Source organism: Sphingomonas sp. CFBP 13720, from assembly GCF_014842075.1.
Lineage (GTDB): Bacteria > Pseudomonadota > Alphaproteobacteria > Sphingomonadales > Sphingomonadaceae > Sphingomonas.
In genome coordinates this window covers 111,050-133,553 of sequence record NZ_JACYVA010000006.1, presented here as the reverse complement: position 1 = coordinate 133,553, position 22,504 = coordinate 111,050, and the positions used below count along the sequence as shown (strand labels likewise).

Genomic DNA, 22,504 nt, shown 5'->3' with positions numbered 1-22,504 from the left:
GCAGAAGGGGCTTACGCCTCCGCCGAAACCTCGGCCGGGGTCGCGTGGGTGTTGACCCGCTCGACGACCTTCCAGGTCTTCAGCTTCGAGATCGGCGCGGTCTCTTCGATACGCACGGTCTCGCCTTCGCGATACTCGTTGCCCTCGTCATGGGCATGGTACTTCTTCGAGCGGCGGATGATCTTGCCGTAGAGCGGATGCTTGACCTTCCGCTCTACCTTCACGACCACCGTCTTGTCGGTCTTGTCCGAGACGATCATCCCGGTCAGCACGCGCTTCGGCATGGTATTCGTCCCTTACTTTTCCGACGAGCGGTTGCGCTCGCCTTGCAGCGTCTTGATCCGCGCGATGTCGCGACGGACTTCCTTCACGCGCGTCGGCTTTTCCAGCTGGCTGGTCGCCGCCTGGAAACGGAGGTTGAATGCCTCACGCTTCAGGCTGGTCAGTTCCTCGACCAGCTGGTCGTCGCTCTTCGCGCGAAGATCGGTTGCGTTCGTCATGTTCAACCCTCCAGGTGCGAGGTGTCACCCAAACGGGCGACGACCTTGACCGCAATCGGCAGCTTCATCGCCGCACGCTCGAATGCTTCCGCCGCGATCGGACCGGGCACGCCGTCCAGCTCGAACAGAATGCGGCCCGGCTTGACGCGGGCGACCCAGAATTCGGGCGAACCCTTGCCCGAGCCCATGCGGACTTCGGCAGGCTTCGACGACACCGGCAGATCCGGGAAAATCCGAATCCACAAGCGACCCTGGCGCTTGATGTGACGCGTGATCGCACGGCGAGCCGCTTCGATCTGGCGGGCGGTAATCCGCTCCGGCTCCATCGCCTTCAGGCCATACGACCCGAAGTTGAGGCTGGTGCCACCCTTGGCATCGCCATGGATGCGGCCCTTGAAGGCCTTGCGGAACTTGGTGCGCTTTGGTTGCAGCATCTCAAATCATCCTTAGCGGCGGTGATCGTCGCGCGCGGGGCGCACGCCGGAGGTCTGGGCCTCCATCATCAGCCGGTCCTGCGCCATCGGGTCATGGCCGAGGATCTCACCCTTGAAGATCCAGACCTTGACGCCGCAGACGCCGTACGCGGTGTGCGCTTCGGCTTCGGCATAGTCTAGGTTGGCGCGCAGCGTATGCAGCGGCACGCGGCCCTCGCGATAGCCTTCCGACCGGGCGATCTCGGCACCGCCAAGACGACCGCCGCATGCGACACGGATGCCGTCGGCACCCAGACGCATCGCGGACTGCACCGCACGCTTCATCGCGCGACGGAACGCGATACGGCGCTCCAGCTGATCGGCGATGCCCTGTGCGACGAGCTTGGCGTCGATTTCCGGCTTGCGGATCTCGACGATGTTCAGCGACACGTCGGACGACGTCATCGAACCCAGCTTCTTGCGAAGCTTTTCGATGTCGGTACCCTTCTTGCCGATGATCACACCCGGACGCGCCGCGAAGATCGAGATGCGGCACAGCTTGGCCGGACGCTCGATCACCACCTTGGAGATCGCGGCCTGCGGCAGCGTCTTCATGATGAACTGGCGGATCCGAAGATCCTCCAGCAGCAGACGGCCATAGTCGGCGCCTTCGGCATACCAACGGCTGTCCCAGGTGCGGTTGATCTGCAGACGCAGACCGATGGGATTGGATTTATGACCCATTACGCTTCCTCCACCTCGGACACGACGATGCGCACGCGGCTGAACGGCTTCAGGATACGCGTCGATTTGCCGCGACCGCGCGTGGCGAACCGCTTCATCGTGATCGACTTGCCGACCGACGCTTCCTTGACGACGAGAGCGTCGACGTCGAGGTTGTGGTTGTTTTCCGCATTCGCGATCGCCGAAGCGAGGCACTTGCGGACATCGACCGCCATCGCCTTCTTCGAGAAAGCGAGGATGTTCATCGCGTCACCGGCCTTGCGGTTACGGATGAGCGCGGCGACGAGGTTCAGCTTCTGGGCCGAACCGCGAACCTGCGTCGCGACCGCCAGAGCTTCCTTGTCACCGACGCGGCGGGGTGCTGCCTGCTTGCTCATCAGCGCTTGCCCTTCTTGTCGGCGGCGTGGCCGGGGAAGAAGCGGGTCGGCGCGAACTCGCCGAGCTTCATGCCCACCATTTCCTCGTTGACCGAAACCGGCACGAATTTGCGGCCGTTATAGACGTTGAACGTCAGGCCCACGAACTGCGGCAGGATCGTCGAACGACGCGACCAGGTCTTGATCGGGCCGGAACGCGTTCCCGCGTCCTGCGCCGCTTCGGCCTTCTTGATCAGATTGAGGTCCACGAACGGACCCTTCCATACGGAACGAGCCATCGCTTAGCCCTTCTTCTTCGCGTGACGGCTACGGATAATCATCTTGTCCGTCGCCTTGTTGTGCCGCGTGCGGGCGCCCTTGGTCGGCTTGCCCCACGGCGTGACCGGATGACGGCCGCCCGAGGTGCGGCCTTCACCACCGCCGTGCGGATGGTCGACCGGGTTCTTGGCGACGCCGCGCGTCAGCGGACGCTTGCCCAGCCAGCGGTTACGGCCGGCCTTGCCCAGATTCTGGTTCTGGTTGTCCGGGTTCGACACCGCACCCACGGTCGCCATGCAGGCGGCGTGGATGTAGCGCTGCTCGCCCGAATTGAGGCGGACGATGACCATGCCCTTGTCGCGACCCACGACCTGCACATAGGTGCCGGCCGAACGTGCGATCTGACCGCCCTTGCCCGGCTTCATCTCGATGTTGTGGACGATCGTGCCGACCGGCACCTGGCCCAGTTCCATCGCGTTGCCCGGCTTCACGTCGGTCTTCTTCGCGGCGATCACCTTGTCGCCGACGTTCAGACGCTGCGGCGCGATGATGTACGCGACGTTCGCCTTGCCGTCGGTCTCGCCATAGTTGACGAGCGCGATGAACGCGGTGCGGTTGGGATCATATTCGATCCGTTCGACCGTGCCTTCGACATCCCACAACCGACGCTTGAAGTCGATGATGCGATAGCGCTGCTTGTGACCGCCCGCGATGCCGCGCGACGTCACATGGCCCTTGTTGTTGCGGCCGCCCGACTTGGTCTTGCCTTCGGTCAGCGCCTTGACCGGACGACCCTTGTACAGGGCCGAACGGTCGATGAGCACCAGCCCGCGCTGCGACGGCGTGGTCGGGTTATAATGCTTGAGTGCCATGTTACTTGGCCCCCTCGGTAATGTCGATCGACTGGCCGTCGGCCAGCGTCACGATCGCTTTCTTAAAGTCGGACCGGGTGTAGGGCGCGCCCTTCCACTTCTTGGTCTTGCCCTTGGTCACGATCGTGTTCACGCCCGTCACCGTGACGTTGAACAGCGCTTCCACCGCCGCCTTGATCTCCGGCTTGGTCGCCTTGTTGGCGACCTTGAAGACCACGGCGTTATGCTCGGAAAGCATCGTCGCCTTTTCGGTGATGTGGGGGCTGAGCACCACGTCGTAATGGCGGATATCGACCGCCGTCTGCTGCTGCTTAGCCATGGAAGCGTGCCTCCAGCTTCTCGATCGCGGCGCGGGTGAGCACCAGCGTGTCATGCTTCAGGATGTCGTACACATTGGCGCCCACTGCCGGCAGGACATTGACCTGACGGAGGTTGCGGGCGGCCAGTGCGAACGTGGTTTCGACGACGTCGCCATCGATCACCAGCGACTTCTTGCCGAAGCCCAGCTTCGCCAGGCTGCCGAGCAGGACCTGGGTCTTGCCGTCGGCGACCGACAGATCGTCGATGATGACCAGCGAGCCGGCCTTGGCGTGCGACGACAGCGCCATCTTCAGCCCCAGTGCGCGAACCTTCTTGTTCAGGCCGGGATTGAAGTCACGGACGCGGGCGCCATGCGCCTTGCCGCCGCCGACGAAGATCGGTGCGCGACGATCGCCGTGACGGGCGACGCCGCCGCCCTTCTGGCGACCCAGCTTCTTGCCGGTGCGTGCCACGTCGGCGCGCTCGCGGGTGCCACGGGCGGTGCCGCGACGCTTTTCGAGCTGCCACGTCACGACCCGGTGCAGGATGTCCGCACGGGGTTCGATGCCGAACACCTCGTCGTTGAGCTCGATATCACCGCTTTCGACGGCGTCGAGGGTCTGTACCTTGACCTTCACGTTCAGCCCTCCTGGCCTTCGGTCGCCGCAGCGGGCGTCTCGTTGCTGTTCGCGGTCTTCAGACCGGCCGGGTACGGCGCGTCGGCATGGCGCGCGACCTTCACCGCGTCCTTGACCGTCAGCCATGCACCCTTGTGGCCGGGGACCGATCCCTTGATGAAGATCAGGCCGCGTTCGACGTCGGTCGACACCACTTCGAGATTCTGCTGCGTGCGGTTACGGTCGCCCATGTGGCCGGCCATCTTCTTGTTCTTGAAGACCTTGCCCGGATCCTGACGCTGACCGGTCGAACCGTGCGAACGGTGCGAAACCGAGACACCGTGCGTCGCGCGCAGGCCGCCGAAGTTCCACCGCTTCATCGCGCCGGCAAAACCCTTGCCCTGCGTCTTGCCCGATACATCGACCAGCTGCCCGGCGACATAATGGTCCGCACCGATCGTCGAACCGACGTCGAGCAGCGCATCGTCCGCCACGCGGAACTCGACCAGGCGCGCCTTCGGAGCGACTTCGGCCTTGCCGAAATGCCCACGCTGCGGCTTGGCGACGTTCTTCGCCTTGGCGGTGCCGGCACCCAGCTGCACCGCGACGTAACCGTCACGATCCAGTTCACGGCGCGCAACGACCTGCACGTCTTCCAGCTGCAACACGGTGACGGGCACATGGCGCCCATCGTCGTTGAACAGCCGGGTCATTCCCATTTTCTTCGCGATCACGCCAGTGCGCATGACCCACTCCTCCAACAGAGGCTCGTCTTGACGACGAGCTTGCCTAACGAAAAAGGCTCCGGTGCGCGGTCACCCGCCTCCGAAGCCCCAGCCCCTGCGAACTGCACGCCCCCGCCAGGGCCAGACATTGTGACCGCTTCCCGTTTCCGGTCGGCGATCGCAATAGCGGGGACGCGGACAATGGCATGTGACCCGGAAGGGTCGACGGTGCCATTCGGTATCCCTGTGGTGCTTTCCCGGCTTCTACCGGATGCGTGTCAAACAACGAATCCGGGAAGCGAAAGCGCGGCGCGAAGAGAATCTCCTCGCACCGCGGAAGCAGGCCTTTACGCCAGCTTGATCTCTACGTCCACCCCTGCCGCAAGGTCGAGCTTCATCAGCGCGTCGACCGTCTGCGGCGTCGGCTGCACGATGTCGAGCAGACGCTTGTAGGTGCGGGTCTCGAACTGCTCGCGCGACTTCTTGTCGATGTGCGGGCCGCGGTTGACGGTGAACTTGTCGATGTGCGTGGGCAGCGGGATCGGTCCACGGATCAGCGCGCCGGTGCGACGCGCGGTGTCGGCGATATCGCCGGCCGCCTGGTCGAGCACGCGATGGTCGAACGCCTTCAGGCGAATACGGATATTGTTGTCCATGGTCCTACCGATGCGAAAGAGCGGGCCGTTGGGACGGCTCTTGATTACTGCCAAAGTCTGGTGCGAGCGGTCCTGCGCAAACGCGAACTGCCCTCATTAAATAGCAAACGGCCGGCCCCGGTTGCCCCGGGGCCGGCCGCTGTTCGAGTCGCTATATTACTTGTCGATGCCGCTGACAACCCCTGCGCCGACGGTACGACCGCCTTCACGAATGGTGAAACGCTGGCCGACGTCCATGGCGATCGGTGCGATCAGCTTCACGCCCAGCGCGACTTCGTCGCCCGGCATGACCATTTCGGTGCCCTCGGGCAGCTCGATCGTGCCGGTCACGTCGGTCGTGCGGAAGTAGAACTGCGGACGATAGTTGGCGAAGAACGGCGTGTGACGGCCACCCTCGTCCTTCGACAGCACGTACACCGACGACTGGAAATCGGTGTGCGGCGTGATCGAACCCGGCTTGGCCAGAACCTGGCCACGCTCGACTTCGTCACGGGCCACGCCGCGGATCAGCGCGCCGATGTTGTCGCCGGCCTGGCCCTGATCGAGCAGCTTGCGGAACATTTCGACGCCGGTCACGACGGTCTTGCGAACCGATTCGTGAATGCCGACGATCTCGACTTCCTCGCCGACCTTCACGATGCCGGTTTCGACGCGGCCGGTGACGACCGTACCACGACCCGAGATCGAGAACACGTCTTCGATCGGCATCATGAATGGCTTGTCCAGCGGACGCTCCGGCTGCGGGATCGACTCGTCGACCGCTGCCATCAGTGCGAGGATCGCTTCCTTGCCGAACGTGTCGTTCGAACCCGACAGAGCGCAGGTCGCCGAACCACGGATGATCGGAATGTTGTCGCCGTCGAATTCGCGCTTCGAAAGCTCTTCGCGGATTTCCATCTCGACGAGTTCGAGGATTTCCTCGTCGTCGACCAGATCGACCTTGTTCAGGAACACGACCATCGTGGGAACGCCGACCTGCTTGGCGAGCAGGATGTGCTCCTTGGTCTGCGGCATCGGGCCGTCGGTAGCCGACACGACGAGGATCGCGCCGTCCATCTGCGCGGCGCCGGTGATCATGTTCTTCACATAATCGGCGTGGCCCGGGCAATCGACGTGTGCGTAGTGACGGGCAGCCGTCTCATACTCGACGTGCGCGGTCGAGATCGTGATGCCACGCTCGCGCTCTTCCGGAGCCTTGTCGATGTTGGCGAAGTCGACGGCGACGCCGCCCGACGTTTCGGCCAGCACCTTGGTGATCGCTGCGGTCAGCGAGGTCTTGCCGTGATCGACGTGACCGATCGTGCCGATGTTCAGATGCGGCTTGTTCCGCTCGAATTTTGCCTTAGCCATTTTCCTACCTTCTGATTCGATTTCGGTGCCGCATCAGGGCAACGCGAAGGCGCGCCTTTAGCGGGTGTTTCCGGGTAATGCCAGCCCCTGTGGAGAAGCCGATGGCGGAGCGTTGCCGCCATGACCGATCGGATCGGGTGCCCGGCCCGACCGGCAAACCATCTGCTCGGCGGAGCCGGGATGTCCCGGCTCCGTCCGCATCAGGCCATCTTCGCCTTCACCTCGTCCGCCACATTCTGCGGCACTTCGTCATAGTGCGAGAACTGCATGCTGTACTGCGCGCGGCCCTGCGTGAACGAGCGCAGCTGGTTCACATAGCCGAACATGTTGGCCAACGGGACCATCGCGTCGACCGTCTGCGCGTTGCCGCGGCTGTCGGTGCCCTGGATCTGGCCACGACGGCTGTTCATGTCGCCGATGACGTCGCCCAGATACTCTTCCGGGGTCACGACCTCGACCTTCATGATCGGCTCCAGCAGCTTGATGCCCGCCTTCTGTGCCGCTTCGCGCATCGCGCCGCGCGCACAGATTTCGAACGCCAGTGCCGAGGAGTCGACGTCGTGGTACTTACCGTCGATCAGGTGCACTTCGAAGTCGATGATCGGGAAGCCGATCAGCGAACCGGTCAGTGCTGTCTCGCGCATGCCTTTCTCGACCGACGGGATGTATTCGCGCGGAATGTTGCCGCCCTTGATCTCGTCGAAGAACTGGTAGCCCGTGCCGCGCTCGCCCGGAATGACCTTCACCTTCACTTCGCCGAACTGGCCCGAACCACCCGACTGCTTCTTGTGGGTGTAGGTCAGCTCGACCGGCTTGGCGAGATATTCGCGATACGCCACCTGCGGCGCACCGACGTTCGCATCGACCTTGAACTCGCGCTTCATGCGATCGACCATGATCTCGAGGTGAAGCTCGCCCATCCCCTTCAGGATGGTCTGGCCCGACTCGTGATCGGTAGAAACGCGGAACGACGGATCTTCGCGCGCAAGACGGTTGAGCGCGACGCCCATCTTTTCCTGATCGGCCTTGGTACGCGGCTCGACCGACACTTCGATGACGGGGTCCGGGAACTCCATGCGCTCGAGAATGATCGGTGCGTTCTGCGCGCACAGCGTGTCACCGGTGGTCGTGTCCTTCAGGCCCGCCAGCGCGACGATGTCGCCGGCATAGGCCACCTGGATGTCCTCGCGGTCGTTCGCATGCATCAGCAGCATACGGCCGACCTTTTCCTTCTTGTCCTTCACCGAGTTCAGGACAGAAGATGCGGTTTCCAGCTTGCCCGAATAGATGCGGGCAAAGGTCAGCGTGCCGACGAAGGGATCGTTCATGATCTTGAACGCCAGCGCGCTGAACGGTGCCTCGTCGCTTGCGGCGCGGGCATCTTCGGTCTCGCCGTCGAGCTTCAGGCCGTTGATCGCGGGCACGTCGAGCGGCGACGGCAGATAGTCGATCACCGCGTCGAGCAGCGGCTGAACGCCCTTGTTCTTGAACGCCGAACCGCACAGCACCGGCACGAATGCCGACGTCAGCGTACCCTTGCGGATCAGACGCTTCAGGGTCGCGGTGTCAGGCTCGTTGCCCTCCAGATACGCTTCCATGACGTCGTCGTCCTGCTCGACCGCCATTTCGATCAGCTCGCTGCGGGCAGCGGCTGCGGAATCGACGAGGTCGGCCGGAATGTCCTGATATTCGAACTTCGCGCCCAGCGACTCTTCGAGCCAGATGATCGCGCGGTTCTCGACCAGGTCGACCAGACCTTTGAAGCCGCCCTCGATGCCGATCGGCAGATACAGAACGGCCGGACGTGCGCCCAGACGGTCCTTGATCATCTCGACGCAGCGTTCGAAGTTGGCACCGGTGCGGTCCAGCTTGTTGACGAAGCACATGCGCGGGACATTGTACTTGTCGGCCTGACGCCACACGGTTTCCGACTGCGGTTCCACGCCGGCAACGCCGTCGAAGCAGGTGATCGCACCATCGAGCACGCGCAGCGAACGCTCGACTTCGATCGTGAAGTCGACGTGGCCGGGGGTATCGATGATGTTGATGCGGTGGTCGTTCCAGAAACAGGTCGTCGCGGCCGACGTGATCGTGATGCCGCGCTCCTGCTCCTGCTCCATCCAGTCCATCGTGGCGGTGCCTTCGTGCACTTCGCCGATCTTGTAGGACTTGCCGGTATAATAAAGAATGCGCTCGGTCGTGGTCGTCTTGCCGGCATCGATGTGGGCCATGATGCCGATGTTGCGATACTTTTCGAGCGGATGGCTGCGGGCCATGATCGATCTTCCTCAAGCGATGCGGGGAGCCGGTCGGCCCGGCTCCCCGTCATATAGGTCAGGGTTGGTGCCAGCGGAAGACCGCTATGCGCCTCGTTACCAGCGGTAGTGCGAGAAGGCGCGGTTCGCTTCCGCCATGCGGTGCGTGTCTTCGCGCTTCTTGACCGCGTTGCCGCGGTTGTTGGCGGCATCCATCAACTCGCCCGAGAGGCGTGCCGACATGGTGTTTTCCGAACGGTTGCGAGCCGACGTGATGAGCCAGCGGATCGCCAGCGCCTGCGCGCGTTCGAAACGGACTTCGACCGGCACCTGATAGGTGGCACCACCGACGCGACGCGAACGCACCTCGATGTTCGGCTTCACGTTGTTCAGCGCATCGTGGAACACGCCCAGCGGATCGCGCTTCGCACGCGATTCGACGGTTTCGAATGCCGTGTACACGATACCTTCGGCGACGGACTTCTTGCCGTCCAGCATCACCGAATTCATGAACTTGGTCAGAACCTCATCCCCGTATACGGGATCAGGCAGGATTTCCCGCTTTTCGGGACGACGACGACGAGCCATCAGATATTCCTTCGTTCTTCAGCCGGTTCCCGAACCCGTCGGGGGCTTACTGGGGTAGGTGGATTTCACGCCGCATGTGCGGCGCAAAATCACTTCGGACGCTTGGCGCCGTACTTCGAACGCGACTGGCGACGATCCTTGACACCCTGCGTATCGAGCACGCCGCGCAGGACGTGGTAGCGAACGCCGGGAAGATCGCGGACACGACCACCACGGATCAGCACCACCGAGTGCTCCTGGAGGTTGTGGCCTTCGCCGGGGATGTAGCTGATGACTTCGCGCTGGTTGGTCAGGCGAACCTTGGCCACCTTGCGCAATGCCGAGTTCGGCTTCTTCGGAGTCGTCGTGTAGACGCGGGTGCAGACACCGCGCTTCTGCGGGTTCTGGTCCATCGCAGGGACCTTCGACTTGGCCTTCTGCGGTTCGCGGCCCTTGCGGACCAGCTGGTTGATCGTTGGCATGAAGCCCTTCACCTTACTGTTGCGGTTACTTTGCCGGAGCCGTTCTTTATCAGAAATGCGCAAAGGCCACGCGGGCATGTGCCCCCGGGGCCGATGTCTCCAGCAACGTTCAGCTCTTGACCCACATGCAGGCTGGCGGCGCGGAAACGAAACCGACCCAGCGGGACGCGCGGCCCCTACCCGATCGCACCGTGACGGTCAATGGCCACGGGCCTCAACCGGCTGGCAACGGCTTATTAACCCTGTTCGCGCTATGCCCGTTCCATGGCCCGCTATCATCGTCCTTCCATCGCCGTTCCGCTGGCAACGGCCCTGTTGTTCTGGGGCATCGGCACGGCGATCGGCGCGAACCGGATCGCCGCGCCCGGCTTATGGACGCTCGCGCAACAGGCGGGCGTCGGGGCGACGGTCACGACGCTGATCGCGGTCGTTGCCGGCGGACTGATTCTCGTCCCGCTCCTGCAGTCGTTCGCACGGTCGCCCATGCCGCGCCCGTCGGCCAGCGGAGTCGCGCTGGCGATGGTAAGCGCCGCGCTGCTGCTCCCCGAACCGGCGACCCTGTTGTGGGCGTTGCTGCCAATCGCGGTCGCCGCGCGGATCGGACGACTGGCGGTCATGGCGCTGCTGGCCAGCATCACCATCCCGCCGATCGGGGTAGCGGCATTGATGCTGGCGGCGCTCCGTCTGGCCGGACGGCTGCGCGAGCCGGGCACCGCGCCGTTCGCCCGGGCACCTGCCGGCCCGCTCCGCCCCGCCTGAACGATCAGCGCGCCGAAAAGCCGATATCGATCGCGAATGTCAGCCACATCGCCGACAGCACGGCGAACGAGGCGACGAACACGATAAGGCGCAGGCGAAGCCGTCCGGTCAGATGCGCGATACTGTGCGCCGCACGCAGCGCGACATAGGTCCACGCCAGCACGACCTGCGCTACGCCGACCTGTCCGGTCAGCAGGAGCAGCGGGACCAACGCAAAGTACAGAACCGGTAATTCGAACAGGTTGGCGAGATTCGCGGCCGGACGTTCCGCTGACTGGAAATAGGCACGACTCGCGGCAAGGGTGGCGAAGTCCGCGCGGGTCGGCGGTTGGCGGCGGAGTTGCGCAACCCGCTGGATCAGGAGAGCAAGCCCGACGAACAGGATCAGCACGACCAGCGCGAACGTCGGCCAGAGCATCGCTCGGATCATCATCGCCGCCGCCCCCAATTGCGTACTGCCCCCGTTACCATGCTCCTGCCGCCGACGACAGATGGCAGAACGCCGCCGACAACCGGTCGACGCCTTTGCGATGGCGCGATAGAGGCATCCGCATGCGTATCGCCCTGCTGCCCGCTCTCCTTGCCGTCCTCTCCGCTGTCGCCCTGCCCACCCCGCTCGCGACCGCGCAGTCGGCGACGCGGCCGACGCCCGGCTATATCCGCGTCCGCTTCGATACCTCGGCCGGGCCGATCGTCGTCGCGCTTGATGCGAAGCGCACCCCGGCAACCACGCGCAACTTCCTCGCCTATGTCGACGATGGCCGGTTCGACGGCACGGTCTTTTACCGCGCGGCGCGGCGCAAGAGCGACCCTGCGCTGGGCTTCGTTCAGGGTGGCATCCGCACCGATGCGCGGCGTATCCTGCCCCCCTTTCCCCATGAACGGACCGACCGGACCGGCGTGAAGCATGTCGACGGCGCGATATCGATGGCGCGCCGCCCCGAACCCAATTCGGCGGGGGGCAATTTCGTCCTGCTGCTGGGCGCAATGCCCAGCATGGACGCGAAGGGCAGTTTCGACGGTTATGCCGCGTTCGGCCGGATCGTCGGTGGCCGGGACACGGTAAAGCGCATTCTCGCCCGGGCGACCGGCGGCGGGATGGACGCGATGAAGGGGCAGATGATCCTCGACCCCGTCCGCATCGTCCGCGCCCGCCGGCTCGACGGAACGCCCCGTCCGACCGGACGGACGAAGACGTGGCTCATCAACATTCCGCGCCGATAGGTCTGGCCTTTCAGGCGGCGGCCTCCGCTTCCGCCTTCATCTCCGCCATCGCCGCGTCGTCCAGCGTGCTGGCGCGGACATGCGCCGGGCGGTCGGCCAGCCGGTCGACATAGGCGACGAAGGCATCCAGCTTCGGCAACGATGCGAACTGCAGCCCCCACATCACGTGCGATCCGACATAGACGTCGGCGGCGGTGAAGCGATCCCCGGTTATATAGGGGTGCGCCGCAACCGCCCGTTCCAGCGTCGCGACGACATGATCGTAGTTGCCGTACCCGACCATCATTTCCTGTTGCGCGGTCGGTACGACGCCCAGCGACCGGTTGACCAGCGCCTGTTCCAGTGGCCCCGCCGCGAAGAACATCCAGCGATAGTAATCGGCCCGCTCCGCATCGGTCGGGGCCAGTCCGGCGGACGGGAAGGCGTCGGCCATATAGGCGCAGATCGCAGCGCATTCGGTGACGATCCGGCCGTCATGGACGATCGACGGCACCTTCCCCATCGGGTTCACACCGAGATACCCGGCGTCCTTCATCGTTCCGCCGAAGGCCAGCATCTCGACGCCGTACGCGACGCCGACCTCCTCCAGCATCCAACGCGCGATTCGTCCGCGCGACATCGGGTTGGTGTATAATATCACGTCAGCCATCGTCCGGATCCCCGTCTGTTATGGAACAAAGCTCGAACGATTATCGCCGCGCGTCAAGATGCAGATGCAGGAAATCGATGGTCCGCTGCCACGCCTTTGCCGCCGCTGCCGCGTCGTAGCGCTGTGCCGAGGTATCGTTGTTGAACGCATGGTCGACCCCCGGATAGACATGGGTGGTCGCGGTCTTGCCCGCCTTCGTCAGCGCCTCGCCCCACGGCAGCGCCGTCGTGTTGACCCGCGCGTCCTTGCCAGCGAGTTGCAGCAGCAACGCGGCACGGACCTTGCCAGCTTCCGTGGGAGCGGGTGCGGGGCCGTAATACGAAACGCCTGCATTCAACGCCGGCTCGGCCACCGCCAGCCGGTTGACGAACGCGCCGCCCCAGCAGAACCCGACCGCCCCGGTGCGGCCATTGCCACTGGAATCGGCGCGCGCCTTGGCGAGGAACGACCGTGCCTGTGCGAGTGCGAGGTCGTAGTCGATCGTCCCGATCATCTCGCGCGCCTTGTCCTCGTCGGCAGGCGTCCCGCCCTGCGGCGCAAGGAAGTCCGGGGCGATCACACGGAACCCGGCAAGCGCGATACGTCGGGCAACATCCTCGATATGCGCGTTCAGTCCGCGATTTTCATGGATGACGAGAACGGTCGGCAGCTTGCCCTTCGCCTGTTTCGGCGCGGCGAAATAGGCGGTGGCGGGCTTCCCCGCTTCTTCGCCGCTGGCGCGACCGACGTTGAGCCGGGCATCGTCGACCGGCACCTGCTGTGCCGCCGCCGGGGAAGCGGCAATGCCGGCAACGATCGCTTCGGCAGCGGCGACCGATCCGGCCAGCGCCACCATCTCGCCCATGAAGCGACGGCGGTCGCGATGGTCGTGGGTGAAGGCATCGTACAGCGCGATGGCGCGGCTGTGCAGGTCGGTCATGCTACTCTCCCGTTTACGGACGGAAGCGTAATCTGTTTCAATGACCGGGGAAAGTCGGTGCCGCCGCCCCGGCCTGCCCGATCCTGCCGGCAAGGACAAAGGCGGCGTCAGGCAGGTGTCAGCGCTTGAACGGGTCGAAGAAGCTCGATGCGGTCGGCTCGGGCAACTCGCCATTGGCCGCCATCTCGGCGTCGCGCGCGGCCTGGGTGCGTTCGTTGCGCAGCTGTTCGATCAGCGCTTCCCGATCGCCTTCCAGACGGGTGTCGGTCGGGGCTTCGATCCCCGCCGCCTTCGCCGCCTTGCCGACCAGCGCGTCCAGCTCGCGCTGCGAACACAGGCCAAGGGTCACCGGGTCCTTCGGCGTGATGTTGCCGATGTTCCAGTGGGTACGGTCGCGGATCGCGGCGATGGTCGTGCGGGTGGTGCCGATCAGCTTGCCGATCGCGCCGTCGGTGATCTCCGGGTGATTGCGGATGATCCACGCGATGCCGTCGGGCTTGTCCTGCCGCTTGCTGACCGGCGTATACCGCGGTCCCTTGGTCCGGCGGACCTGATCCGGCCCCTTCATCATGACGAGGCGATAGTCGGGGTTCTTCTGCCCCTTCTCGATTTCTTCCATCGTCAGTTCGTGCGCCCGCACGGGATCGCGCCCGGTCAGCTTCGACGACGCGGTATCGTCCGCGATCGCCTGGATCTCAAGGACGTGCAGGCCGCAGAAATCGGCGATCTGCGGAAAGGACAATGCAGTATTATCGACCAGCCAGGAAGCGGTCGCGTGCGGCATCAGCGGCTGGGCCACGACGGGTCTCCGAAATAGAAAGGGCCGCCCAAACCGGGCGGCCACGTTGCCGTCGATCTAGTACCGTACCGCCGAAAGGGCAAGCGCCCGCGCGATCAGTCCGGCTGGACGACCAGCACGATCTTTCCGACATGGTCCCCCGCCTCCATCCGCGCGTGCGCGGCGGCGGCTTCCTCCAGCAGAAACGTCCGGTCGATCACCGCGCGCAGCCGGCCGGCGGCGACATGCGGCCATACGGTTCGCGACAATTCGTCGGCGACCATTTCCTTGAACGCCGCATCGCGCGGACGCAGCGTCGATCCCGTCAGCGTCAACCGGCGGCGCATGATGTCGAACAACGGCACGGTCGCGCTCGCCCCGCCCTGTACCGCGATCGATACGTGACGCCCGTCCTCGGCAAGGCATTGCAGGTTGCGCGGGACATAGTCGCCGCCGACCATGTCGATCACGACCTGAACGCCCTTGCCGTCGGTCAGCGTACGGACCCGTTCGACGAAATCCTCTTCGCGATAATTGATCGCATGTGCCGCGCCGAGGTCGAGCGCCGCCTGCACCTTGGCCGCCGACCCGACGGTGACGATGATGGTCAGCCCGAACAGCTTACCCAGCAGGATCGCCATCGTCCCGATGCCGCTGGTGCCGCCATGGACCAGCACCGTGTCGCCTTCGGACGCATAGGCGCGCTCGAACAGGTTGGTCCACACGGTGAACAGCGTTTCGGGCAACGCGGCGGCATCGACCATCGACAGCCCGTCGGGGATCGGCAGGCACTGTCCCGCCGCAACCGCCACATATTCGGCATAGCCACCACCGGCGAGCAGCGCACAGACCGGCTGGCCCAGAATGACGTCGTCGACGTCCGCACCCGCCGCGACGACATGGCCCGATACTTCCAGCCCCGGAATCGACGGTGCGCCCGGCGGCGGGGGATAGCCGCCCGTGCGCTGCAACACGTCGGGACGGTTCACCCCGGCGGCGGCGACGCGGATCAGCACTTCATTCGGTGCGGGCACCGGCACCGGGCGCTCGACGATCGTCAGCACCTCCGGCCCGCCCGGCCCCGCCGGATCGATCGCTCGCATTACCGCCCGTGTCGCCATCGTCGTCCCCCTGTCGGGCGGCGTTATTGACATCACCGGCGACAGGGTCAACGTTGCAGTGCAATGGATATCGATGAAATTTCCAGCCATGGCCGCGGCGATACGCTGGCCCGCCTGATCGCGGAGGATCTCGACCCGTTTTCGGTCGAGGAACTGGCCGCACGGATCGCCGCGCTCGAAGCGGAAATCGTACGATGCCGGGCGCGGATCGACCGCGCCGTTCACCACCGGGTAAGCGCTGACGCGCTATTCCGGTCGTGACCGGACGGGGCGACCGTGGCGGGGCGACCCCGCCCCCGGCACGCCGCACCGCTTGATGCCGGGGCCGAGCATACCGACATGGGGCAAGACCCGGGAAACCGGGACGCAGGGCCGGCGCGGTTTCGCCGGCCGACCGGAGTGACCTGAATGCCATCCTTCGCTTCCGCACTGGAATCCACCCTGCACAAGGCGCTCGAGGCCGCATCCTCGCGCCGTCACGAATATGCGACGCTCGAACACCTGTTGTTCGCGCTGACCGACGACAAGGACGCCGCCAAGGTCATGACCGGCTGCGGCGTCGAACTGTCCGAGTTGAAGGCGACCGTGTCGCACTATCTCGACACCGAACTCGATACGCTGAAGGTCGACGCGGCGACCGATCCGTCGCCGACCAGCAGCTTCCAGCGCGTGGTGCAGCGCGCGATCCTGCACGTCCAGTCTTCGGGCCGTGACGAAGTGACCGGGGCCAACGTCCTCGTCGCGATGTTCAGCGAGCGCGAGACCTATGCCGTCTATTTCCTGCAACAGCAAGACATGAGCCGCCTCGATGCCGTCAGCTTCATCAGCCACGGCGTCGGCAAGGGATCGGGCACCACGGAGGCTCCCGCCCCCAAGGGTGCAGAGGAAAAGGAAACCCCGAAAACGGCCGACAAGGGCAAGGGCGAAAGCGCGCTCAAGCAGTTCTGCGTCGATCTGAACGAGAAGGCGAAGATCGGCAAGGTCGATCCGCTGATCGGACGTTCGGCGGAGGTCGATCGCACGGTGCAGATCCTGTGCCGCCGCTCGAAGAACAACCCGCTCTATGTCGGTGATCCCGGCGTCGGCAAGACCGCGATCGCGGAAGGTCTGGCGCGCAAGATCGTCGAGGGTGACGTGCCCGAAGTTCTGCTGCCCGCCGTCATCTATTCGCTCGACATGGGCGCGCTGCTCGCCGGCACGCGCTATCGCGGCGACTTCGAGGAACGGCTGAAGCAGGTCGTGACCGAACTGGAAAAGCTGCCGCACGCGGTGCTGTTCATCGACGAGATCCATACGGTGATCGGCGCGGGCGCGACCAGCGGCGGGGCGATGGACGCATCGAACCTGCTCAAGCCCGCGCTGTCGGGTGGGCAGATCCGCTGCATCGGATCGACGACATACAAGGAATTCCGCAACCACTTCGAAAAGGATCGTGCGCTGCTGCGCCGGTTCCAGAAGATCGACGTCAACGAACCGACGATCGAGGACACGATCAAGATCCTGACCGGGCTTCGCACCGCGTTCGAAGAGCATCACAAGGTCAAATACACCCCCGATTCGATCAAGTCGGCGGTGGAATTGTCCGCGCGATACATCAACGACCGCAAGCTGCCGGACAAGGCGATCGACGTGATCGACGAGGTCGGGGCGATGCAGATGCTCGTGCCGCTCCAGAAACGGAAAAAGACGATCACGTCGAAGGAGATCGAACAGGTCATCGCGACGATGGCACGCATCCCGCCAAAGACCGTGTCGACCGACGATACGCGCGTGCTGGCCAACCTCGAAGTTGATCTGAAGCGCGTGGTGTTCGGACAGGACGATGCGATCAAGGCGCTGTCGTCGGCGATCAAGCTGTCGCGTGCCGGCCTGCGCGATCCCGACAAGCCGATCGGCAATTATCTGTTCACCGGTCCGACCGGTGTTGGCAAGACCGAGGTCGCACGGCAATTGTCGGAGATCATGGGCATCCCGCTCCAGCGCTTCGACATGTCCGAATATATGGAGCGCCATTCGGTCAGCCGGCTGATCGGTGCCCCTCCGGGCTATGTCGGCTACGATCAGGGTGGGTTGCTGACCGATGCGATCGACCAGCAGCCGCATTGCGTGCTGTTGCTCGACGAGATCGAGAAGGCGCATCCCGACCTGTTCAACATCCTGTTGCAGGTGATGGACAACGGCAAGCTGACCGACCACCACGGCAAGACCGTCGATTTCCGCAACGTCATCCTGATCATGACGACCAATGCGGGTGCTTCGGACATGGCGCGGGAATCGATCGGTTTCGGCCAGATCGATCGCGAGGACGTGCAGGAGGAAGCGGTGAAGAAGCTCTTCACCCCCGAATTCCGCAACCGTCTCGATGCGATCGTGCCGTTCGGCTATCTGCCGACCGAAGTCGTCGCGCGCGTGGTCGACAAGTTCATCCTCCAGCTCGAACTGCAACTTGCGGATCGCGGCGTCCACATCCAGCTCGACGAGCCGGCAAAGACGTGGCTGACCGAAAAGGGCTATGACAAGCTGTACGGTGCGCGTCCGATGAGCCGCCTGATCCAGGACAAGATCAAGCAGCCGCTTGCCGAGGAACTGTTGTTCGGCAAGCTGGTCCATGGCGGCGAAGTGAACGTGAAGCTGAAGGACGGCGCACTGGCATTCGAAATGGTGCCCGCCGCGCCGAAAAAGCCCCGCAAGGGCGGCAAGGCGAAAGCCCCCGCCGACGTATAAGACCGCGAACGCCGCTTCGGGAGACCGGGGCGGCGTTTCGGTTTTGCCGCTGATGCCGTGCGGCGGCACGGCGTTGCCGACGATGCGGTCATGCGGCACGTCCGCAAGTCGCACGTTGGCGCCGGCCTTGCATTGGCTGGCGTCCGCGCCCCCCTCCTACCGCAAGCCGTTCGAATACCGCATTACTTTCATGCGGTTCCATCGTCCTGCGCACTCCGTGACGCTTACGCTCTTTTGCTTTTCGGGCCGCGTCGCGACATAGCGGTGCCGGAAGGATGTTCGACATGCCCATGACGATGATGACGCAGACGATGCGGTGGTTCGGCCCGGCGGATCCGGTCAGTCTGTCCGATATCCGTCAGGCGGGATGTACCGGTGTCGTCACCGCGCTGCACGACGTCCCCAACGGCGCGCTGTGGACCATTGAAGCGATCCGCGAACGCAAGCAGATGATCGAACGGGCGGGCCTCGAATGGCGGGTCGTCGAAAGTCTGCCGGTGCATGAAGCGATCAAGACCGCCGCGCCGGGGCATGAACGCTACATCGACCTGTATCGTGACAGCCTGCGCAACCTTGCGGCCTGCGGGATCGATGTCGTCACCTATAATTTCATGCCGGTTCTCGACTGGACCCGGACCGATCTGGCGTGGGAACTGCCCGACGGCGCGCGCGCGTTACGGTTCGATCTGGCCGCTGTTGCCGCCTATGACCTCCATATCCTGCAACGGCCGGGGGCGGCGCGCAGCTACGACGACGACACGCTCGACCGCGCCGCCCGGCAATTCGCCACGATGGACGCGACCGCCGCGCACGTCCTCGAACGCACGATCATCGCCGGACTGCCGGGCAGCGAGGAAAGCTTCACCACCGCCGATTTCGCCCGCGCGCTCGAACCCTATGCCGATGTCGACGAGGACAGGTTGACCGCGAACCTCGTCGCGTTTCTCGACGCCGTCTGCCCGGTCGCGGACGAAGTCGGCATCCGTCTGGTCGTCCACCCCGACGACCCGCCGTTCCCACTGTTCGGCCTCCCTCGCGTGGTCAGCACCGAAGCACATCTGGCGGCCGTGTTCGCCCGCGTGCCCAACCGGTCGAACGGCCTGTGCCTGTGCACCGGATCGCTGGGCGTGCGGCCCGACAACGATCTGCCCGGCATGGTCGAACGGCTGGGCGACCGGATCGGCTTCCTGCATCTGCGCAATACCGCCAGCGATGCCCCCGGCGTCTTCCACGAATCCGACCATCTCACCGGCTCGGTCGACATGTTCGCCGTAATATCGGCAATCCACACCCTGTCCAAGCGAGAGCGCCGCTCCATCCCGATGCGACCGGACCATGGGCACCAGATCCTCGACGACCTGCGCAAGACCGGCAACCCCGGCTACTCCGCGATCGGCCGCCTGCGCGGCCTCGCGGAACTGCGCGGACTGGAACTCGGCATTGCCAGACTGCAGTTCGCGGGATAGGTTGTCGACTGTAAGTTGCAGAATTCAAAACGTCGCACGAGCATCCAATATACTACATTCGCCTTTGTAAAATGTAAACAATTGCGAAACTTACCAAAGCAATAAAAATAATTCAAGATGTATTAGTCATTCTATAAATTACTGCATTCCAATAACGCACCAACTCAAAATGCTCTTCCTTTGTTACCCACGTTTTATTATCTAGGTCCGCGGGATCCCCTCCAATAATGGAAGGTTTAATTTCCGCTAACCGCATACCTTTTCGACGAATATCTTTCCTATTCTTCATTCCGGGGCCCGCAATTTCGCAAATAGGTCGGGGAAACTATTCGCGATCGGTATTGCGTAACGACGATCCATTCCGATGAACGGAACGCGGATTATAGGCGTTGCTACCGCTTGCAGGTCGAAACCGTACCCTTCACCTCCGCCATCCGACCCAAACAAAAGAATTCCCGGTGCATATTTCATCACCTCGTACTCATGATTAAATTCGACAAGCTCTTCAGCTTTCCAGAAAACTATATAATTAGTTCCAATAAAACCTTCTCCGCCGTTATGAATTCTAATAAATTCCCAATAATCTCCCGGGAGATTCACTCCTATATTAGATATGACTTCCTCTATAACGCCTGACTTAGCTGGCGGTAGGAGTTCTCCGTCTGATAATCGGTAGACCATCGATTCCCATTCCTCGCTCTAATACCCTAACTGACTTTGCAGCCGATTCCACCAAGGTGTCACTTGCTGCCGATGAAAACCCCGTGGCAGGATGACCTTATTGGCCGGATCCGTAGGGCTACCACCGAACTTAACCGGTTGGATATCATGCACATCGACGGGTTGCCCAACAAGTCCTTGCTCCTTCCGGATGGCCCCATTCGCCTTATTCGCAGCAGCGCGTGCCAAGTCATATTCGGTACCCTCGACGATCCTAAAGGGTCCCTGCGGTTTCGGCACGCCTGCGGGATAGCCCGACCAATCCGAGATAGAGAAGCTTCCTGCCGGAAGGTCGGCACGAACACCAGTAGTTGTTCTGCTTGCGGAACTGATACCGTCCGTTCCGACCGAACTTCTTGAAAGTGGCTCCAGTTCAGGGCGGGACGTAGAAAGTTGTGTCGTTCGTCCCACAGGCCGCAAGGCAACACCTTGCATCAACCCTCCTAGGGCAACGTCCAAGCTACCGCTTGCGTTTATCCTTTCGGGGCCACTGCCCAAGACATACGCTATCGGACCAAGGCCGAGAGGTCCGGACCCGATCGACGCGAGGAATGCAGCATCGCGACGGGCCTCGTACTCGCGTCTCGGGCTTAACGCGTCGACCAGCACAGGCATGCCGAAGGCTTGCGCTTCGGCAGCCGAACGATAATCCCGGCCGGCATAATGAAATCCCTGCCACGCGTTCGGTAGCTGGGTAAAATACTGCCCAAGCGGGTTACTATATGGTGTGATGCTACCGGAAGGGAAAAGCATGCTGGGAGACGGTGCCAGCCAGCTTATTAGGCTGTAATCGATAGCGATTGTGCGCTTGCTCAGATCACCGGTGACAATGAGTTCGTCATCGGTCTGAACCGCATAGGAAACACCCGGCTCGGCGGGTCCGTAAATCGGCGCCGCTTCTCGTGCGATCGATAGTTCGTCGATGGCTGTTCCCGCGTTGATATTGCGCGCCGTACTTACCGGGTTTCCGGGAGCATCCTGCGCACCGGAACCGGATTCCGTACTGGAGGCTGATAGCGTTGCAGCCTTCCCAGCGCTCGTAGACACGCGCCCGCCCCCGGCAATCTGCCGCGCCGCCAGTCGCCCGACGGTCGAACCGATCACGTCGGGCAGCACCGCCAGAATATTGTCGCCGAAGCTGGTGCGCGTCAGGACGCTGCGCGTCGCGGCACCGGCGATGCCCGACGCCGCGCCCGCCGCGGTCTGACGCCAGAAGGACGGCCTGTCGCCTGCTACCGCCTGCCCGACCGTGGCAGTGACCCCCGCCACCGCAAGCCCGACCCAGTCGAACCGCTTCTGCAGTCCCGTCGCCATTGCGACGCCCTGCGTGATCGTGTTGCCCAATGCGCCGCGCAACGCCGCCCCCGCGACGCCGCTGCCGATCCCCGCGGCCGCAAGTCCCCCGGACACCCCGGCGGCAAGACCCGCCATCGCCACCCCGGTCCAGTCGAACCGGTCCTGCATCCCCGTCGCGATGCCGACACCTTGGCTGACCGCGCTGCCGACCATCGCGCCCGCCACGCCTGCCGCGATCAGCGTGCTCGTTCCGACCGTGGCCGCGCCGCTTAGCGACAGGACCGTGGTGATACCTTGCGTGACCGAGCCGACCGCGCCGCTCAGCGCGAGCGCCGTGCCCGAGCTTACGATCGTCACCGCCACCGCCACGACCACCAGCAGGATCTTGCCGAACGCGCCGCATTTGTTGCCGCGTTTGGCGGCGGGCGTGGGGGTCACCGGACTGAGATCGCCCAGCATGTCCGCCGGGTCGTACGGGCGATAGCTGTCGGCGTTGTAGGTCGAGCGCACCACGCCCGCCGGCACGGCCAGCACCTGCCCCGTCGTCATCGCGCTGTCGGCGGTCAGCCCGTTGGCGCTCGCCAGCTTGTACCACAGCGACGCGTCGCCCCACAGCTGCGCCGCGATCCCCGCCAGCGTCTCGCCGCCCTGCACGGTGTAGCTGCGAGCCGACCCCCCCCGTCTCGTAGCTGTTGATCCGGTCGATCGTCTCCGCGAACGCGGACCCCCGCG

Annotated in this window: 27 protein-coding genes; 5 read left to right on the top strand and 22 right to left on the bottom strand. The window is 63.9% G+C overall.

Features of this window, described 5'->3' with window-relative positions; all coding sequences use genetic code 11:
• Positions 1 to 11: 11 nt before the first annotated feature.
• From rpsQ to rpsL, 15 genes are all read right to left on the bottom strand, one after another.
• On the bottom strand, positions 12 to 284 hold the full coding sequence (gene rpsQ / locus IFT55_RS13175) for a 30S ribosomal protein S17 (RefSeq protein WP_192092782.1): 273 nt from the start codon (positions 282 to 284) through the stop codon (positions 12 to 14).
• 12 nt (positions 285 to 296) lie between these two features.
• Positions 297 to 500 carry a 50S ribosomal protein L29 gene (gene rpmC / locus IFT55_RS13170; RefSeq protein WP_192092780.1) on the bottom strand — a complete coding sequence of 68 codons (204 nt, stop codon included), beginning with the start codon at positions 498 to 500 and terminating at the stop codon, positions 297 to 299.
• A gap of 2 nt (positions 501 to 502) precedes the next feature.
• On the bottom strand, positions 503 to 934 hold the full coding sequence (gene rplP, locus IFT55_RS13165) for a 50S ribosomal protein L16 (RefSeq protein WP_192092778.1): 432 nt from the start codon (positions 932 to 934) through the stop codon (positions 503 to 505).
• Between the two features lie 12 nt (positions 935 to 946).
• A complete protein-coding gene (gene rpsC, locus IFT55_RS13160) occupies positions 947 to 1,657 on the bottom strand; it encodes a 30S ribosomal protein S3 (RefSeq protein ID WP_055756912.1) in 711 nt (236 codons plus the stop codon).
• Positions 1,657 to 2,034 (bottom strand): 50S ribosomal protein L22, encoded by a 378-nt coding sequence (rplV, locus tag IFT55_RS13155; RefSeq protein ID WP_066689625.1) that lies wholly within the window; start codon positions 2,032 to 2,034, stop codon positions 1,657 to 1,659. The genes rpsC and rplV overlap by 1 nt, the downstream gene beginning before the upstream one ends.
• Positions 2,034 to 2,312 (bottom strand): 30S ribosomal protein S19, encoded by a 279-nt coding sequence (gene rpsS, locus IFT55_RS13150; protein WP_192092776.1) that lies wholly within the window; start codon positions 2,310 to 2,312, stop codon positions 2,034 to 2,036. Before rpsS ends, rplV begins: the two co-directional genes overlap by 1 nt.
• Positions 2,313 to 2,315: 3 nt before the next feature.
• The gene (rplB, locus tag IFT55_RS13145; RefSeq protein WP_192092774.1) at positions 2,316 to 3,164 is read right to left on the bottom strand and encodes a 50S ribosomal protein L2; all 849 of its coding nucleotides are present in this window, start codon (positions 3,162 to 3,164) and stop codon (positions 2,316 to 2,318) included.
• A 1-nt stretch (position 3,165) separates the two neighbouring features.
• The gene (locus IFT55_RS13140) at positions 3,166 to 3,483 is read right to left on the bottom strand and encodes a 50S ribosomal protein L23 (protein ID WP_192092772.1); all 318 of its coding nucleotides are present in this window, start codon (positions 3,481 to 3,483) and stop codon (positions 3,166 to 3,168) included.
• On the bottom strand, positions 3,476 to 4,102 hold the full coding sequence (gene rplD / locus IFT55_RS13135) for a 50S ribosomal protein L4 (protein ID WP_192092770.1): 627 nt from the start codon (positions 4,100 to 4,102) through the stop codon (positions 3,476 to 3,478). Before rplD ends, IFT55_RS13140 begins: the two co-directional genes overlap by 8 nt.
• A gap of 2 nt (positions 4,103 to 4,104) precedes the next feature.
• Positions 4,105 to 4,827, bottom strand: coding sequence for a 50S ribosomal protein L3 (gene rplC / locus IFT55_RS13130; protein WP_192092768.1), 723 nt, complete (start codon positions 4,825 to 4,827; stop codon positions 4,105 to 4,107).
• A 326-nt stretch (positions 4,828 to 5,153) separates the two neighbouring features.
• Positions 5,154 to 5,462, bottom strand: a complete 309-nt coding sequence (gene rpsJ, locus IFT55_RS13125; protein ID WP_033921125.1) for a 30S ribosomal protein S10 — start codon at positions 5,460 to 5,462, stop codon at positions 5,154 to 5,156.
• Between the two features lie 156 nt (positions 5,463 to 5,618).
• Positions 5,619 to 6,812, bottom strand: a complete 1,194-nt coding sequence (tuf, locus tag IFT55_RS13120) for an elongation factor Tu (protein ID WP_192092766.1) — start codon at positions 6,810 to 6,812, stop codon at positions 5,619 to 5,621.
• Positions 6,813 to 7,012: 200 nt separating this feature from the next.
• On the bottom strand, positions 7,013 to 9,088 hold the full coding sequence (gene fusA / locus IFT55_RS13115; RefSeq protein ID WP_192092764.1) for an elongation factor G: 2,076 nt from the start codon (positions 9,086 to 9,088) through the stop codon (positions 7,013 to 7,015).
• 96 nt (positions 9,089 to 9,184) lie between these two features.
• On the bottom strand, positions 9,185 to 9,655 hold the full coding sequence (rpsG, locus tag IFT55_RS13110) for a 30S ribosomal protein S7 (RefSeq protein WP_192092762.1): 471 nt from the start codon (positions 9,653 to 9,655) through the stop codon (positions 9,185 to 9,187).
• A gap of 89 nt (positions 9,656 to 9,744) precedes the next feature.
• Entirely contained in the window at positions 9,745 to 10,116 is a 372-nt protein-coding gene (gene rpsL, locus IFT55_RS13105; protein ID WP_055757399.1) for a 30S ribosomal protein S12, read from the bottom strand.
• 264 nt (positions 10,117 to 10,380) lie between these two features.
• On the opposite strand from rpsL, the gene IFT55_RS13100 reads away from it, so the two are divergent.
• Positions 10,381 to 10,875 (top strand): hypothetical protein, encoded by a 495-nt coding sequence (locus IFT55_RS13100; RefSeq protein ID WP_192092758.1) that lies wholly within the window; start codon positions 10,381 to 10,383, stop codon positions 10,873 to 10,875.
• Between the two features lie 4 nt (positions 10,876 to 10,879).
• Here the strand turns inward: IFT55_RS13100 and IFT55_RS13095 are convergent, their stop codons facing one another.
• Positions 10,880 to 11,308, bottom strand: coding sequence for an MAPEG family protein (locus IFT55_RS13095; protein ID WP_192092756.1), 429 nt, complete (start codon positions 11,306 to 11,308; stop codon positions 10,880 to 10,882).
• A gap of 119 nt (positions 11,309 to 11,427) precedes the next feature.
• On the opposite strand from IFT55_RS13095, the gene IFT55_RS13090 reads away from it, so the two are divergent.
• Positions 11,428 to 12,099 carry a peptidylprolyl isomerase gene (locus IFT55_RS13090; RefSeq protein ID WP_192092754.1) on the top strand — a complete coding sequence of 224 codons (672 nt, stop codon included), beginning with the start codon at positions 11,428 to 11,430 and terminating at the stop codon, positions 12,097 to 12,099.
• A 10-nt stretch (positions 12,100 to 12,109) separates the two neighbouring features.
• Here IFT55_RS13090 and IFT55_RS13085 read toward each other — a convergent pair whose 3' ends face one another.
• From IFT55_RS13085 to IFT55_RS13070, 4 genes are all read right to left on the bottom strand, one after another.
• Positions 12,110 to 12,748 (bottom strand): glutathione S-transferase family protein, encoded by a 639-nt coding sequence (locus tag IFT55_RS13085; protein ID WP_192092752.1) that lies wholly within the window; start codon positions 12,746 to 12,748, stop codon positions 12,110 to 12,112.
• Positions 12,749 to 12,788: 40 nt separating this feature from the next.
• Positions 12,789 to 13,667, bottom strand: a complete 879-nt coding sequence (locus IFT55_RS13080) for a dienelactone hydrolase family protein (RefSeq protein WP_192092750.1) — start codon at positions 13,665 to 13,667, stop codon at positions 12,789 to 12,791.
• A 118-nt stretch (positions 13,668 to 13,785) separates the two neighbouring features.
• Positions 13,786 to 14,451, bottom strand: coding sequence for a DUF1013 domain-containing protein (locus IFT55_RS13075; protein WP_192092887.1), 666 nt, complete (start codon positions 14,449 to 14,451; stop codon positions 13,786 to 13,788).
• A 110-nt stretch (positions 14,452 to 14,561) separates the two neighbouring features.
• Positions 14,562 to 15,566, bottom strand: a complete 1,005-nt coding sequence (locus IFT55_RS13070; protein WP_249403812.1) for an NAD(P)H-quinone oxidoreductase — start codon at positions 15,564 to 15,566, stop codon at positions 14,562 to 14,564.
• Positions 15,567 to 15,629: 63 nt separating this feature from the next.
• On the opposite strand from IFT55_RS13070, the gene IFT55_RS13065 reads away from it, so the two are divergent.
• From IFT55_RS13065 to uxuA, 3 genes are all read left to right on the top strand, one after another.
• Positions 15,630 to 15,827, top strand: a complete 198-nt coding sequence (locus tag IFT55_RS13065; protein WP_192092748.1) for a DUF1192 domain-containing protein — start codon at positions 15,630 to 15,632, stop codon at positions 15,825 to 15,827.
• 147 nt (positions 15,828 to 15,974) lie between these two features.
• The gene (clpA, locus tag IFT55_RS13060) at positions 15,975 to 18,290 is read left to right on the top strand and encodes an ATP-dependent Clp protease ATP-binding subunit ClpA (protein ID WP_192092746.1); all 2,316 of its coding nucleotides are present in this window, start codon (positions 15,975 to 15,977) and stop codon (positions 18,288 to 18,290) included.
• A gap of 284 nt (positions 18,291 to 18,574) precedes the next feature.
• Positions 18,575 to 19,756, top strand: coding sequence for a mannonate dehydratase (gene uxuA / locus IFT55_RS13055; RefSeq protein ID WP_192092744.1), 1,182 nt, complete (start codon positions 18,575 to 18,577; stop codon positions 19,754 to 19,756).
• Positions 19,757 to 20,041: 285 nt separating this feature from the next.
• Here the strand turns inward: uxuA and IFT55_RS13050 are convergent, their stop codons facing one another.
• Positions 20,042 to 20,437, bottom strand: coding sequence for an SMI1/KNR4 family protein (locus IFT55_RS13050; RefSeq protein ID WP_192092742.1), 396 nt, complete (start codon positions 20,435 to 20,437; stop codon positions 20,042 to 20,044).
• Positions 20,438 to 20,455: 18 nt separating this feature from the next.
• A complete protein-coding gene (locus IFT55_RS13045; RefSeq protein WP_192092740.1) occupies positions 20,456 to 22,426 on the bottom strand; it encodes a hypothetical protein in 1,971 nt (656 codons plus the stop codon).
• Positions 22,427 to 22,504: the final 78 nt, after the last annotated feature.

Excerpts from the sequence above, each read along its gene's own strand:
- rpsQ (WP_192092782.1), bottom strand. The coding sequence starts at position 284 with ATGCCGAAGCGCGTGCTGACCGGGATGATCGTCTCGGACAAGACCGAC.
- rpmC (WP_192092780.1), bottom strand. The coding sequence starts at position 500 with ATGACGAACGCAACCGATCTTCGCGCGAAGAGCGACGACCAGCTGGTC.
- rplP (WP_192092778.1), bottom strand. The coding sequence starts at position 934 with ATGCTGCAACCAAAGCGCACCAAGTTCCGCAAGGCCTTCAAGGGCCGC.
- rpsC (WP_055756912.1), bottom strand. The coding sequence starts at position 1,657 with ATGGGTCATAAATCCAATCCCATCGGTCTGCGTCTGCAGATCAACCGC.
- rplV (WP_066689625.1), bottom strand. The coding sequence starts at position 2,034 with ATGAGCAAGCAGGCAGCACCCCGCCGCGTCGGTGACAAGGAAGCTCTG.
- rpsS (WP_192092776.1), bottom strand. The coding sequence starts at position 2,312 with ATGGCTCGTTCCGTATGGAAGGGTCCGTTCGTGGACCTCAATCTGATC.
- rplB (WP_192092774.1), bottom strand. The coding sequence starts at position 3,164 with ATGGCACTCAAGCATTATAACCCGACCACGCCGTCGCAGCGCGGGCTG.
- IFT55_RS13140 (WP_192092772.1), bottom strand. The coding sequence starts at position 3,483 with ATGGCTAAGCAGCAGCAGACGGCGGTCGATATCCGCCATTACGACGTG.
- rplC (WP_192092768.1), bottom strand. The coding sequence starts at position 4,827 with ATGCGCACTGGCGTGATCGCGAAGAAAATGGGAATGACCCGGCTGTTC.
- rpsJ (WP_033921125.1), bottom strand. The coding sequence starts at position 5,462 with ATGGACAACAATATCCGTATTCGCCTGAAGGCGTTCGACCATCGCGTG.
- tuf (WP_192092766.1), bottom strand. The coding sequence starts at position 6,812 with ATGGCTAAGGCAAAATTCGAGCGGAACAAGCCGCATCTGAACATCGGC.
- fusA (WP_192092764.1), bottom strand. The coding sequence starts at position 9,088 with ATGGCCCGCAGCCATCCGCTCGAAAAGTATCGCAACATCGGCATCATG.
- rpsG (WP_192092762.1), bottom strand. The coding sequence starts at position 9,655 with ATGGCTCGTCGTCGTCGTCCCGAAAAGCGGGAAATCCTGCCTGATCCC.
- rpsL (WP_055757399.1), bottom strand. The coding sequence starts at position 10,116 with ATGCCAACGATCAACCAGCTGGTCCGCAAGGGCCGCGAACCGCAGAAG.
- IFT55_RS13100 (WP_192092758.1), top strand. The coding sequence starts at position 10,381 with ATGGCCCGCTATCATCGTCCTTCCATCGCCGTTCCGCTGGCAACGGCC.
- IFT55_RS13095 (WP_192092756.1), bottom strand. The coding sequence starts at position 11,308 with ATGATGATCCGAGCGATGCTCTGGCCGACGTTCGCGCTGGTCGTGCTG.
- IFT55_RS13090 (WP_192092754.1), top strand. The coding sequence starts at position 11,428 with ATGCGTATCGCCCTGCTGCCCGCTCTCCTTGCCGTCCTCTCCGCTGTC.
- IFT55_RS13085 (WP_192092752.1), bottom strand. The coding sequence starts at position 12,748 with ATGGCTGACGTGATATTATACACCAACCCGATGTCGCGCGGACGAATC.
- IFT55_RS13080 (WP_192092750.1), bottom strand. The coding sequence starts at position 13,667 with ATGACCGACCTGCACAGCCGCGCCATCGCGCTGTACGATGCCTTCACC.
- IFT55_RS13075 (WP_192092887.1), bottom strand. The coding sequence starts at position 14,451 with ATGCCGCACGCGACCGCTTCCTGGCTGGTCGATAATACTGCATTGTCC.
- IFT55_RS13070 (WP_249403812.1), bottom strand. The coding sequence starts at position 15,566 with ATGGCGACACGGGCGGTAATGCGAGCGATCGATCCGGCGGGGCCGGGC.
- IFT55_RS13065 (WP_192092748.1), top strand. The coding sequence starts at position 15,630 with ATGGATATCGATGAAATTTCCAGCCATGGCCGCGGCGATACGCTGGCC.
- clpA (WP_192092746.1), top strand. The coding sequence starts at position 15,975 with ATGCCATCCTTCGCTTCCGCACTGGAATCCACCCTGCACAAGGCGCTC.
- uxuA (WP_192092744.1), top strand. The coding sequence starts at position 18,575 with ATGCCCATGACGATGATGACGCAGACGATGCGGTGGTTCGGCCCGGCG.
- IFT55_RS13050 (WP_192092742.1), bottom strand. The coding sequence starts at position 20,437 with ATGGTCTACCGATTATCAGACGGAGAACTCCTACCGCCAGCTAAGTCA.